This is a genomic window from Atlantibacter sp., assembly GCF_032062175.1.
Classification (GTDB): Bacteria; Pseudomonadota; Gammaproteobacteria; order Enterobacterales; family Enterobacteriaceae; genus Atlantibacter.
The window spans coordinates 1-12,898 of sequence record NZ_DAMBQK010000030.1 but is presented as its reverse complement, the minus strand read 5'-3'; the positions used below and the strand labels follow the sequence as shown (position 1 = coordinate 12,898).

Here is a 12,898-nt window from a genome sequence, read left to right as displayed (position 1 = left end):
GTTGCTTATGATAGCGGCACATAAGCATCTGGCAAACACACTTTCAGAATAAATGAAAAAATGTTTTATAAATTTATACTGCGTTCACATTTTCATCTGTTCAGGCTATGCCATAAGCACAGATACGCACGGCAACGGGCGCTATTTAACCCATTGAATGATGACCACTGTGCGATGATGGCGGTATGTTACTCTGATGGGAATCGCCATGTTTCGACCGCTAGCGGCACTACTTTTTGTGAGCCTCGCAGGCTGCACTATCACCAAAAATCCTGAGGTAACCGGCGGCAATCAAATGATGGGGTTGGTACAACTGGGTTTTGACGTCCCTGCGCTGCAACGGGCTAAAATCGATGATTATCTGGCGCTGTCTACCGCCACCAAACAGTGTCAGAACTGGGGCTACGATCGCGCGGTACGCTATGGCGAGCCCATTTACACCTGTAGCGTAATCAGCGGCACTCAGTGTTTGAACGAAAGCGTTACGCTGAATTATCAGTGCCAGGGCGTGGCGTTGCCTGCCTCCCAGCCAATTTATTAATATTTAAAAAGCAGTCGCTATCGCGGCTGCTTTTTTCTTTTCCTTACGGGTTTATTATTTCCCGATAATTTCACTTAGTGTTCGGGTTTTATTTATTGGTACGGCTATTTTGCTTAATGATTTTAATTACCATTTGCATTTTTACTTATTAATTTCTTTTACGTTACTTTTTGCAAATGAATTAATAACAAATTATAGTAGCCAAAAATGACGCCCTGCCCTTTGATTCGGAGCAAGTATGCTTAAACCTGAAATGTTTGAAAAATTAAATGAGCAAATGAATCTGGAATTATTTTCATCCCTGCTCTATCAACAAATGAGCGCTTGGTGCAGCTACCACAGCTTTGAAGGCGCAGCGGCATTTTTACGTCGTCACGCCCAGGAAGAGATGGGCCATATGCAGCGCCTGTTTGATTACCTGACCGATACCGGCAGCCTGCCGCAAATCAAGCCGATCGCCAGCCCGTTCGCGGAATATGCCTCTCTCGACGAGTTATTTAACGCCACTTATGAACATGAGCAGTTAATTACCCGTCAGATTAATGAACTGGCGCACACGGCCATGACAAGCCAGGATTATCCGACCTTTAATTTCCTGCAATGGTATGTCGCCGAACAGCATGAAGAAGAAAAACTGTTTAAATCGGTGATTGATAAATTGCGTCTGGTGGGTAAAAGCAACGAAGGTCTCTATTTCATTGATAAAGAACTTGCCACGCTGGATGCGCAGGCATAAATAATTAAGCGGGCCTTTGCGCCCGCTTTTTTAATGATTGCAGATTTTACTTTTATGGGTCACGAACCCTTCCTCTGCCGGAATAAACTTTCCGCGCGCCGCCAGAAAATCCACTAATTGCGTTGCCGTCATGCCTTCCGCAGAACAGGTATAAAAGCGCGCCGCTTGCCCGAACTTCTCTTCAATCGCCGCGACCAGGCGCGCCGTTGTCCAGGACTGGCCGTCCGCCAGCATCATATTCAATACTTCATGACCGTGTATGGATGTCATCATTTTCTCTCCGATAAAAAAAGCATGATACGTATCTGCCGTTGAGCGGATCTTGTTGCGCCGCAAGAAACGATATTATCGATGCATCTTTGTATCGTAAAGTTAGCGTTACGATACCCGTAAGCCAGATTTGACGAGACTCTTTATTTCACTTACCCTGCGCCGCACAATTTGGTATGGAATTCATTTCTCTTAGAGGGAAGCGTGAAGAATCGCACTCTTGGCAGTACTTTCATCGTCGCGGGCACCACCATTGGCGCCGGAATGCTGGCGATGCCCCTGGCCGCGGCGGGCGTGGGTTTTGGTGTAACGTTTATCTTACTGGTCGGTTTGTGGGCGCTGATGTGCTACACCGCGCTGTTGTTAGTGGAAGTGTATCAACACGTGCCAGCCGACACTGGCCTCGGCTCGCTGGCGCGCCGCTATCTTGGCAAATATGGGCAGTGGCTGACCGGCTTCAGTATGCTGTTTTTGATGTATGCGCTGACCGCCGCCTATATTAGCGGCGCGGGTGAACTGCTGGCGTCCAGCCTGTCGCAGTGGCTGTCGACGACCATTACGCCCACCAACGGCGTACTGATGTTCACCCTGGTGGCGGGCGGCATTGTCTGCATCGGCACGCATATGGTGGATATGTTTAACCGCCTGCTGTTCAGCGCCAAAATCATTCTGCTGGTGGTGATGCTGGCGCTGATGATGCCGCATATTCATCAGGCCAACCTGCTGACTCTGCCGCTGGAGAAAGGCCTGGCGCTGTCGGCGATCCCGGTGATTTTTACCTCGTTTGGCTTTCACGGCAGCGTGCCGAGCGTTGTCAGCTACTTAAATGGCGATTTGCGCAAGCTGCGGCTGGTGTTTATCACCGGCAGCGCCATCCCGCTGGTTGCCTATATCTTCTGGCAACTGGCGACGCTGGGCGCAATTGACTCCGCTACTTTCAGCGGGCTTATCGCCAGCCACAGCGGGTTAAACGGTCTGTTACAGGCGGTGCGTGAAGTGGTCGCCAGCCCGCACGTAGAGTTGGCAGTGCATCTGTTTGCTGACCTGGCGCTGGCGACGTCGTTTCTGGGCGTGTCGTTAGGGCTGTTCGATTATCTGAGCGACCTGTTCCAGCGCAGCCGCAAAGCCTCCGGACGCGTCCAGAGCGGGTTGATCACCTTCGCGCCACCGCTGGTGTTCGCGCTGTTTTATCCGCAAGGGTTTGTCATGGCGCTCGGCTATGCCGGGGTGGCGCTGGCGATCCTGGCGCTGATTATACCGTCGCTGCTGGTGTGGAAAAGCCGTCAACAGCACAGCGGGGCAGGATATCGGGTGATGGGCGGCAAGCCGCTGCTGGCGCTGATTTTCGCCTGCGGCATCGGGATTATTGTTATTCAGGCTTTGATCGCCGCCGGAATGTTGCCGGAAGCGGGATAAAAAAAGGGCGGAAACCGAGGGTTCCGCCCCTTTTTGTTACACGATTACGCGCCCATCGGCGGGGTAAATGCGGTCAGCTCAAGCGCTGGCCCGGTGTATTTCTCCGCCATGACCAGCGCGGTGTTGCCTGCGCAGCCGTTCGCCAGACGCGAGGTCGGGATGTCTTTGGTGAGCACGTTGGCCCCGCCATTTTTACAAATCCCGGTGCCTGCATAATCCAGATCCGGCCATGCGCCTTCATGGATACACACCACGCCCTGTTTAATGCCATTGGTGACTTTCGCGCCGGTCAACACCTGACCGCGAGAGTTCCAGACGCGCACCAAATCACCATCCGCAATGCCACGTTTTTTGGCATCTTCTGGATGGATGTAGATCGGCTCGCGGTTCGCTACCGCATATTCTTTACGCAGCGAGGCGTAGTTGAGCTGGCTGTGCAAACGGTGCGCCGGGTGCGCGGTCAGCAGTTGCAGTTCGCCCTCTTTTGCATTGCCTGCCCACTCGTCCGGCTCCAGCCAGGTCGGATGCGCCGGGCAATCCTTGTAGTTAAAGCCTTCGATGGTTTTTGAGTAGATCTCGATTTTGCCGCTCGGCGTGCCCAGCGGGTTCATCACCGGATCTTTACGGAAATCCGCATAGCGTACAAAGGCTTCTTCTTTCGGGTTTTTGCGCATTTCGATCAGCTTGTTGGCTTCCCAGAATGCGGTGAACTGCGGCATGTTGACGCGCTGCTGACGCGCGCCTTTCTGCGCGACGTCGTAGAATTCACGCAGCCAGTCCATTTCGCTTTTGCCTTCGGTGTAGGCCGCTTTACCGCCAGGCTTCAGCAGCTCCGCCATATCCGCGAACACATCAAAGTCATTACGCGCTTCGAACTGCGGTTCGATAACCTGCTTCATCGGCACCAGGTGCTGGTTACTGTAGTCGCCGGTCATGGTCAGGTCGTTACGTTCGAACGAAGTGGTGATCGGCAGAACGATATCGGCATGCTTGGCCGCCGCCGTCCAGTAGCACTCGGAAATGACGATCATTTCCGGTTTCTGCCAGGCTTTCACCAGGCGGTTGGTGTCCTGGTGATGGGTAAAGTTACCGCCGCCGGCCCACCAAATCATGCGCAGATCCGGGAAGGTTTGCTCTTTACCGTTATGCTGGTATTTGCCGCCGGGGTTTTCCAGCGCTTCAACGATACGCGCTACCGGGAAAGCCTCAACGGCATCGGAGGTCGCCCAGTCGTTGCCTGCGGAAGATCCGCCCGCGATCTTCGCGGAAATCGCTGACAGCACGCCGCCGCTGCGGGTCGGGTTGCCGCCGTTGGAGTAGTGGTAAGAGAAGCCGAAACCGCCGCCTTCGGTACCGATCTGGCCTAGCATCGCCGCCAGCGTTACCAGCATCCAGTGGCGCTGTTCGCCGTACTGCTGGCGCTGAATGCCCCAGCCGCCCATCAGCATGGTTCTGTTTTTGGCGAAAATTTCCGCCAGGATTTCCATTTGCTTCGCCGGAACGCCGCAAATCTTCTCGGCCCATGCCGGGGTTTTCGGCGTGTTGTCGTTTTTACCGGTCAGATAGGCTTCGAACTCGCTGTAGCCGGTGGTGTATTTTTCCAGGAAGGCTTTGTCGTGCAGGCCTTTTTCCACCAGCACGTTCGCGATACCGAGCATCATCGCCACGTCGGTACCCATGTTCGGCGCAATCCACTGGGCTTTGTCACCGAAGAACTCGATGGTTTCGGAACGAATCGGGTCGATGGCGATAACGGTTTTACCGGACGCTTTCAGCTTGTTGAAGTACTCCAGGCCCTGTTCGTCGGTACTGGTCCAGGCGATTTTCAGGGTGTTGAGCGGGTTAAGGCCCCACAGCACCACCACCTGGCTGTGCTCCAGCACTACCGGCCAGACGGTCTGCTGTTCGTACACTTCTACGGAACCTACCACGTGTGGCATGATCACCTGCGCCGCGCCGGTTGAGTAGTCGCCGGTATGGCCGGTATAACCGCCTGCCATGCTCATATAGCGTTGCAGCAGGGTCTGTGCTTTATGCAGCACGCCGCTTGAACGCCAGCCGTAGGAGCCGGCAAACACGGAAGACGGGCCGTGCTCGGTGCGAATGCGCGCATGCTGTTCGTGGATCAGTTTCAGCGCATCTTCCCAGGAAACGCGCACAAATTCATCTTTCCCGCGCTTGCCGTCCGGTTTGCCCGGCGCGTTCAGGAAGCCTTTACGCACCATCGGGTACTTAACGCGGCACGGGGTATGCGCCTGGTCCGGCGCGGTGGTTTGCAGCGAGTTAGGGATAGTTTTCGCCAGCGCGCCGCGTGAAGAAACAATTTTGCCATCTTTAACTTCGATGTACATCGCGCCCCAGCGCCCGGCGGTCAGGATCGCGTTGCCCGGTGCTTCCGCTGCCCATGACTGCATCGGGATGGCGGAAGTGATCATCATCGCGCCAGCGGAACCGCCAGCATATTTAATAAAATTGCGTCGTGTAAGATTCATAGGTTCTCCTTTATTAATCCTTTTTCTGTTATTCCCTGGTGGCGATATCTTTGGCGTGATACTGGAACCAGCGGGTCAGGATGTCTAAATCCTCGGCACTGATATCCGTTCTCGCACCCATCCCTTTTGCTACGGAAGGCCAGGCGTTGAGGGTGTAATGCTCGGATGAAATCGGGGCGTGGCAACCGGAGCAGTACGCCTGGTCGAGGGTTTTGGCGTAACTCCAAATTTCGTCAGGTTTGCCGAGCGCCGGTTCGGTAAGCGGCGCGCGCAGCGACACGTTGCGCCAGGCGTTCCCATAAGGATCTTTCTCCCAGTCGCTGGAAACCTTGAGGGCTTTCTGGCCTTCTTCGGTCAGCGACGCCAGCACCAGGCGTTGGCCCGCCGCCAGGTAAATCACCTGTTCAGCCCCCTGCATCTGGCTACCGGTAATTTCCACTTCACGCGCATCGCCGGATTTACCGACCACGACCAGTTTGGTGGCAGGATAAACGGTGCCCAGATTGCCCAGCGGCGCAGGCGCAACCGGGTAAACCTCTTTGGCATCAGCAGGCGTCTGGCGTGCGTGCTCCATCAGCGCATCGTGCGCTTTGGTGTCGATGGTGATTTCAGGCGGGAAGTGAGCGACGCCTTTATGACAGTCGATACAGGTTTGTTTTTCCTTGATGCCCAGCGCATGCATTTTCTGCGCGTCGGCACTCTGCTTTTGCAGGTCCATGGCGTCGAACTGGTGGCAGGATCGGCAGGTCGCCGAGTCGTTGGCTTTCAGCTGATCCCAGACGGTTTGCGCCATCGCCAGCCGGTGCTCTTCGAATTTTTCCGGGGTATCAATTTTGCCGGTCACGAACTCATGATAAATATCTTTGCTCGCGCGGATTTTGGTAATCAGGTAGTCCATACCGGACTGCGGAATGTGGCAATCGTGGCACTCGGCGCGAATGCCCTTCTGGTTCATAAAGTGCACTGAACCCTGGTACTCTTCATAAGGTGCTTGCATGGTATGGCAGGAGAGGCAAAACGACGTTTCTGACGTTTTATGCATCACCCACATTGAAGAAACCGCTAACGCTCCACCCAGTAAAAGACCAACAAACAACAGCCCAATAATCCATTTCCATTTCTTACTCATTACCTTGCCTTCAATTAATCCATCAATGGTGTGTATAGTTCTGAGGCAGGTATTTTGCAGGATGCGGGAAATAGAAGAATTGATGTAACACAAAAGTGGTATTAACCAGAAAGGGTTAAACGTGCTTTTGATCGACTTTTTGCAAAATTGCGGTTAAGAATTATGCTAACTGCTTGTTGTGCCTGAAGTTATCAGCGCATCGTTATATATTAAAATATACAGCGAATAATAAAATTACGCTGCGTGATTAATTAAAAAAATAAACCGGCTTTTCAGCCGGTTTATTTATCGCTTAATGTAAGCAGCAATTTTTATATTTTTTGCCGCTGCCGCAGGGACAGGGATCGTTACGTCCGACTTTCACATCGGCAATATAAGGCGTCGGCGCGTCGGGGTCGGGGTCGGGATGCTGATTTTCCGACCAAAATTCATATAAACTTAGCGCCGCCAGGCGAATATCATCAATGCTGCGCTGATACTCCTCCGGGGCCATTTTTTCCAGCAGGCCGAGATTATCTTCACGCCCGTGAAGCGCGATAGAGTCCAGCGACAGGCGGTGGGATGCCGGCAGCGCTGACCAGTCTGACAGCTCTGCGCCGCGCAGATAGCCGTAACACCAGTCCTCTACCACAATATACGTTTCGCCCTCGACGTCCTGTTCGCCAAACAGCGGTTCGAACTGATCGGGATAGCTGCTCAGGCGATCTTCCACATCTTCCAGATGCTGGAATACCAGGGTCATAAAGCGCTCCATTTCACGCTCGTTCTGCCATTTCGGTACGTTATCCGCCCCGCCCCACAGCGCTACCAGCCATTCGCTGGGTTCAGGCATCGACGGCCCGGATAAGAGTGCGGTCAACATGCCGTCCAGCTCGGAGACATCCACCACCGACCTTTCGCTGGCATACTTCGCTAATATCTCATCAAGCCATTCCAGCTCTTTTTCATTCAGTGGTCCCTGGTTCATACGGTCGCCTCCTTTGGCGTGCGTTACCTCAGTTCCAGGCAATTATAACGCGATTTCGCCGTGGATCGGGAACGCATTACCCCTGGCGTTGCGCCAGCAAAGCGATATCCGCTGGCGTGGTGCGGCAACATCCGCCGATCAGGCGCGCGCCAGCCTTTAACCATTCATCCAGATAATGATTCAGGGTGCGACCACTGCGCTCACCGTGGAGCCAGCATTTGGCGACAGCGTCGTACTGCTCGCCGGAATTGGGATACGCCACCAACGGCAGCGTAGTGAGGCTGTGCAAATGATTCAGCGCCGCCGTGGTGCGCTCCAGCGCGATGCAGTTTACGCCGATGGCGAGGACCTGATCGTGCCCGTCGAGTAGCGCCGCCACCTGGTTTAATGGCGTGCCGTCGCTTAAATGGTCGCTGTCGCGCAGGGTAAAAGAAAACCAGCCGGTGATGTCCGGGAAATCACTTAGCAGAGCCAGCAGCGCGCGCGTCTCGGTAAAGGATGGCAGCGTCTCACAGGCCAGCAGGTCGATGCCCGCGTCGACCAGCGCAGCGATGCGTGGCCGATGAAAAGCGCAAAACGCCTCCTGGCTGAGGGTATAGTCGCCGCGATACTCTGAGCCGTCCGCCAGATATGCACCGTAGGGCCCGACCGAACCGGCAACCAGCAGCGCGCGGCTGTTGGGCTGCTCCGCCAGCCGGTCCGCCCTCGCCCGCTGCGCCAGCGCCACGCTCTGTTTAATCAGCGCGATCGCCTGTGCCTCATCAATCCCTTTTGCGGCAAACCCGGCCGGTGTGGCCTGGTAGCTGGCAGTAATGGCGCACTGAGCCCCGGCCCGGAAGTAATCGAGATGCACCTGATAAATCAGCTCGGGGTTTTCCATTAATACCTTTGCGGACCAGAGATTATCCGCCAGGTCACAGCCACGCGCTTCCAGTTCGGTGGCCAGCGCGCCATCCAGCACAATGAACGGCGACTGCGCCAGTAATGGCAACAGCGGATTAGTCAGCGGCATTCCAGTTCTCCTGCATCGCGTGGCGGTCAACGGGGCTTATCGCGCGCCGTCGCCAAAATAAACGGCCCGCTCACCACCAGCCGGAGCCTGGCGCGGGAGCGGTTCACCACGAGTATAGGTTGAGGATTCACGATAACAGTAAGAAAAGGTCGCCAGGCCATCATAATTTCCTCCGCTTTTTGATGAACATAGCGTTTCGGCAGCGCTTTCACCGTCAGCAGAAAGTCGCAATCGTGATTCACCGAATTGGTGCAAAGGGTGCGCAATGTGGCGCATTTTCGCGCAGGTGTATTTGTCCCCTGCCCTGGCAGGGGCATATTTATGGGCTTTGTGTCTCTGGTACGGCCTTTGCAATGCCCTCATCAGGTTTTTCCATTCTGGCGAGGTAAGGTATGGCAAGCGTAACCGAACAACCAACAACATTAAAACGCACTCTGGGCAGCTTCCGTTTGTGGGGAATTGCCGTCGGGCTGGTGATCTCCGGTGAGTATTTCGGCTGGAGTTACGGCTGGTCCCAGGCAGGAACCATGGGGTTTCTGATCGTGGCGCTGGCTATCGCCGCGATGTATTGCGCGTTTATTTTTAGTTTTACCGAATTGACCACCGCCATCCCCCATGCGGGTGGGCCGTTTGCCTATGCGTATCGCGCCTTCGGGCCAACCGGCGGGTTTATCGCCGGGTTCGCCACACTGATCGAGTTTGTGTTTGCGCCGCCCGCTATCGCGATGGCGATTGGTGCCTATCTGAACGTGCAATTCCCGGCGCTGGATCCCAAATGGGTGGCTGTTGGGGCATACCTGATCTTTATGACGCTAAACATTCTCGGCGTCGGTATTGCCGCGACCTTCGAGTTGATCGTCACGCTGCTGGCGATATTTGAACTGCTGGTATTTATGGGCGTGGTCGCACCGGGCTTCTCCTGGGATAACTTCACCGCCAACGGCTGGGCGGGTGCACAGAGCTTCAGCAATCTGGCGCTGCCGGGAATGTTCGCCGCGATCCCGTTCGCGATTTGGTTTTTCCTGGCGATTGAGGGGGCGTCGATGGCCGCGGAAGAAGCTCGCGATCCGCAACGCACCATTCCCCGCGCGCTGGGCGGCGGCATTCTGACTTTAACGGTGCTGGCGGTAGGCGTGATGGTGTTCGCGGGCGGTGTGGGCGACTGGCGTACGCTGTCGAATATCAACGATCCCCTACCTCAGGCGATGAAAATGGTGGTGGGCAGCAGCAGCGGCTGGCTGCATATGCTGGTCTGGCTGGGGCTGTTCGGGCTGGTAGCGTCGTTCCACGGCATTATTATGGGCTATTCCCGGCAGATCTTTTCCCTGGCGCGCGCCGGGTTCCTGCCCGCCTCGCTGGCGAAAGTGAATCGCCGCACCCGCACCCCGCATCTGGCGATCCTTGCGGGCGGCGTGGTGGGTATCGCCGCTATCTTCTCTGATTCGCTGATCACCATTAGCGGGATGCCGTTGACAGCGTGCATCGTCACCATGTCGGTATTTGGCGCTATTGTTATGTATATCGTCTCCATGTTGGCGCTGTTTAAGCTGCGCCGCAGCGAGCCGAATCTGATCCGTCCGTTTAAAGCGCCGTTGTTTCCGGTCGCGCCTGCGTTTGCCCTTGTGATGGCGGTGCTGTGTCTGGCGGCGATGATTTACTACAACACGGTGCTGGCGCTGATTTTCGCCGCCATGATGCTGGGCGGCTATGTGTGGTTCCGCATTTCGGCCCCGGCGCGCCAACGTGCGGCACTCGACCCGCAATTGCGGGCGCTGTCGTAAGGAGAAACGCATGTATCGCACCACTCTGGCGCACCGGGTTTACCGGTTCGCCAGCCTGAAAGACGTGATGGCGAAAGCGACCCCTGCTCGCTCCGGCGACAGCCTGGCGGGCGTGGCGGCAGAGAGCGCCGAAGAACGTATGGCGGCAAAGATGGCGCTAGCTGATGTTCCGTTACGCGACCTGCTGGCTAATCCCCTCATTCCTTATGAGTCTGATGAAGTGACGCGGCTGATCGTCGATACCCACGATGCCGGCGCGTTTGCCCCCATCCGCCATTTAACGGTGGGCGATTTCCGCGACTGGCTGTTGGGCGATGCGGCAGACAGCGCCACGCTGAGCCGCATTGCGCGCGGCATCACGCCGGAGATGGCGGCAGCGGTGAGCAAACTGATGCGCAACCAGGACTTGATTCTGGTTGCCAGCAAATGCCGGGTGGTCACGCGCTTTCGCAATACCCTCGGCCTGCCGGGGCACTTAAGCGTGCGGCTACAGCCTAATCATCCTACCGATGATCTAAAGGGCATCGCTGCCAGTCTGCTCGACGGGTTGTTATACGGCGCGGGTGATGCGGTGGTGGGCATTAATCCAGCCAGCGACAGCCTGCCGGTGCTCGATCGGCTGAATCATATGCTGGACGACATCATTCAGCGTTTTGCCATTCCCACCCAGTCGTGCGTGTTAACCCACGTCACCAATACTCTCCAACTTATCGAGCGCGGCTCGCCGGTAGATCTGGTATTCCAGTCGGTGGCCGGTACCGAGGCAGCAAATCGCGGATTTGGGATTTCACTCTCTTTACTGGCAGAAGCGCGTGACGCGGCGCTGTCACTGAAACGCGGTACGCTCGGCAATAACGTGATGTATTTCGAAACGGGCCAGGGGAGCTGCCTGTCGGCTAACGCGCATCACGGCGTCGACCAGCAAACCTGCGAAGCGCGCGCCTATGCGGTGGCGCGCCATTTCGATCCGCTGCTGGTGAATACCGTGGTCGGATTTATCGGCCCGGAATATCTGTACGACGGTAAACAAATTATCCGTGCCGGGCTGGAGGACCATTTCTGCGGCAAGCTGATGGGGCTGCCGCTGGGCTGCGACGTTTGCTATACCAATCACGCCGAAGCGGATCAGGATGATATGGATACCTTACTGACGCTGCTGTGCAACGCCGGGCTGACCTTTCTGATCGGCGTGCCGGGTGCGGACGACATCATGCTGAATTACCAAAGCACGTCCTTTCACGATGCGCTGTACGCACGGCGGCTGTTAGGGTTAAAACACGCCCCGGAATTCGCGCAATGGCTAAGCCAGATGCAGATTATTGATAGCCAGGGGCAGTTACGTTTAACCGGTGCGAACCATCCGCTGCTCACCGCCATACCGTAAGGAGGATCTATGCACGCCCCCGATGCCTGGAAAGCATTGAATCAGTTTACCGATGCTCGGATTGCGCTTGGGCGCAGCGGTGCGAGCCTGCCCACCGCCGAAGTGCTGAAATTTGGCCTGGCCCACGCCCAGGCGCGGGACGCCATCCATCAACCGTTCGACAGTGAGACGCTCGCCGCGCAGCTCGCCGCCGTGGATCTGGAAACGGTGACGGTCCACAGCCAGGCAACCGACCGCCATATTTACCTTAACCGGCCCGATCTGGGGCGGCGTCTTGATGAGCCGAGCCGTGAAATGTTGGTGAGCCGACGTCAGGCCCCTCACGATGTGCTGCTGGTTATTGGCGATGGGCTTTCCTCTCACGCCGTCCATCGCCAGGCGGTGCCGTTGATTAACGCACTGCTGCCTTTTTTGACGAAGCTCGGTTTATCCACCGGCCCGGTGGTGCTGGCCCACCAGTCTCGGGTGGCGCTCGGTGATGACATTGGCGAATGCCTGAACAGCAAGGCGGTGGCGATCCTGATTGGTGAAAGGCCGGGGCTGTCATCACCCGATAGCCTGGGCGTTTATCTAACGTGGAAACCCGCGCGCGCGCGCATTGAATCGGAGCGTAACTGCATTTCGAATATCCGCCCGGAGGGGCTGGGCTATGAGGCGGCGGCGTTTAAACTGGCCTGGCTGCTGGAGCAGGCGTTTCTGCGACGGCTGACGGGAGTGGGATTGAAGGATGAAAGTGATAACCCGGCGCTCTGGGACAAGGTCAGGCCGGGGTTATTGAAATAAACAGGATGCATTTGCGCTGGATGTCAGGCGACGTCAAATTTCAGGCAATAAAAAACCACCCGAAGGTGGTTTACACGACACTGCTTATCATTGATTTTATTCTTTATTTCCCGTGGTGCCCGGGGCGGGACTTGAACCCGCACAGCGCGAACGCCGAGGGATTTTAAATCCCTTGTGTCTACCGATTTCACCACCCGGGCTCGGGAAAATTGGAGGCGCGTTCCGGAGTCGAACCGGACTAGACGGATTTGCAATCCGCTACATAACCGCTTTGCTAACGCGCCAAATACTGCTGCCTTTTCAGGCTCATACCCGCTAAATTGCCGGTATGAAAATTTGGAGCGGGAAACGAGACTCGAACTCGCGACCCCGACCTTGGCAAGGTCG

At 56.0% G+C, this 12,898-nt stretch carries 11 protein-coding genes and 2 tRNA genes; 6 read left to right on the top strand and 7 right to left on the bottom strand.

Annotation, left to right across the window (positions count from 1 at the left end):
* The first annotated feature begins 208 nt into the window (after positions 1-208).
* Both yecR and ftnA read left to right on the top strand, forming a co-directional pair.
* Positions 209-541 (top strand): YecR family lipoprotein, encoded by a 333-nt coding sequence (gene yecR / locus RT120_RS19745; RefSeq protein ID WP_312985303.1) that lies wholly within the window; start codon positions 209-211, stop codon positions 539-541.
* Between the two features lie 238 nt (positions 542-779).
* Positions 780-1,277 carry a non-heme ferritin gene (gene ftnA, locus RT120_RS19740; protein ID WP_312985301.1) on the top strand — a complete coding sequence of 166 codons (498 nt, stop codon included), beginning with the start codon at positions 780-782 and terminating at the stop codon, positions 1,275-1,277.
* Positions 1,278-1,307: 30 nt separating this feature from the next.
* Here ftnA and RT120_RS19735 read toward each other — a convergent pair whose 3' ends face one another.
* On the bottom strand, positions 1,308-1,547 hold the full coding sequence (locus RT120_RS19735; RefSeq protein WP_312985366.1) for a YecH family metal-binding protein: 240 nt from the start codon (positions 1,545-1,547) through the stop codon (positions 1,308-1,310).
* 204 nt (positions 1,548-1,751) lie between these two features.
* On the opposite strand from RT120_RS19735, the gene tyrP reads away from it, so the two are divergent.
* Positions 1,752-2,963: a tyrosine transporter TyrP gene (gene tyrP / locus RT120_RS19730; RefSeq protein ID WP_312985298.1), complete on the top strand. Its 1,212-nt coding sequence runs from the start codon at positions 1,752-1,754 to the stop codon at positions 2,961-2,963.
* 44 nt (positions 2,964-3,007) lie between these two features.
* Here tyrP and RT120_RS19725 read toward each other — a convergent pair whose 3' ends face one another.
* The 4 genes from RT120_RS19725 to mmuM form a co-directional block, all read right to left on the bottom strand.
* Positions 3,008-5,455, bottom strand: coding sequence for a molybdopterin guanine dinucleotide-containing S/N-oxide reductase (locus RT120_RS19725; protein ID WP_312985296.1), 2,448 nt, complete (start codon positions 5,453-5,455; stop codon positions 3,008-3,010).
* Positions 5,456-5,483: 28 nt separating this feature from the next.
* Complete coding sequence (locus tag RT120_RS19720; protein WP_312985294.1) at positions 5,484-6,584, bottom strand: NapC/NirT family cytochrome c; 1,101 nt, start codon at positions 6,582-6,584, stop codon at positions 5,484-5,486.
* A 292-nt stretch (positions 6,585-6,876) separates the two neighbouring features.
* Positions 6,877-7,551, bottom strand: a complete 675-nt coding sequence (locus RT120_RS19715) for a YecA family protein (protein ID WP_312985292.1) — start codon at positions 7,549-7,551, stop codon at positions 6,877-6,879.
* A gap of 76 nt (positions 7,552-7,627) precedes the next feature.
* Entirely contained in the window at positions 7,628-8,563 is a 936-nt protein-coding gene (gene mmuM / locus RT120_RS19710; RefSeq protein ID WP_312985290.1) for a homocysteine S-methyltransferase, read from the bottom strand.
* 392 nt (positions 8,564-8,955) lie between these two features.
* On the opposite strand from mmuM, the gene eat reads away from it, so the two are divergent.
* The 3 genes from eat to eutC are packed head-to-tail and all read left to right on the top strand — an operon-like array spanning position 8,956 to position 12,511.
* Complete coding sequence (gene eat / locus RT120_RS19705) at positions 8,956-10,344, top strand: ethanolamine permease (protein WP_312985288.1); 1,389 nt, start codon at positions 8,956-8,958, stop codon at positions 10,342-10,344.
* Positions 10,345-10,354: 10 nt separating this feature from the next.
* Entirely contained in the window at positions 10,355-11,728 is a 1,374-nt protein-coding gene (locus RT120_RS19700; protein ID WP_312985286.1) for an ethanolamine ammonia-lyase subunit EutB, read from the top strand.
* Positions 11,729-11,737: 9 nt separating this feature from the next.
* Complete coding sequence (eutC, locus tag RT120_RS19695; protein WP_312985284.1) at positions 11,738-12,511, top strand: ethanolamine ammonia-lyase subunit EutC; 774 nt, start codon at positions 11,738-11,740, stop codon at positions 12,509-12,511.
* Positions 12,512-12,624: 113 nt separating this feature from the next.
* Here eutC and RT120_RS19690 read toward each other — a convergent pair.
* Both RT120_RS19690 and RT120_RS19685 read right to left on the bottom strand, forming a co-directional pair.
* A tRNA-Leu gene (locus RT120_RS19690) sits at positions 12,625-12,711 on the bottom strand.
* Positions 12,712-12,721: 10 nt separating this feature from the next.
* A tRNA-Cys gene (locus RT120_RS19685) sits at positions 12,722-12,795 on the bottom strand.
* Positions 12,796-12,898: the final 103 nt, after the last annotated feature.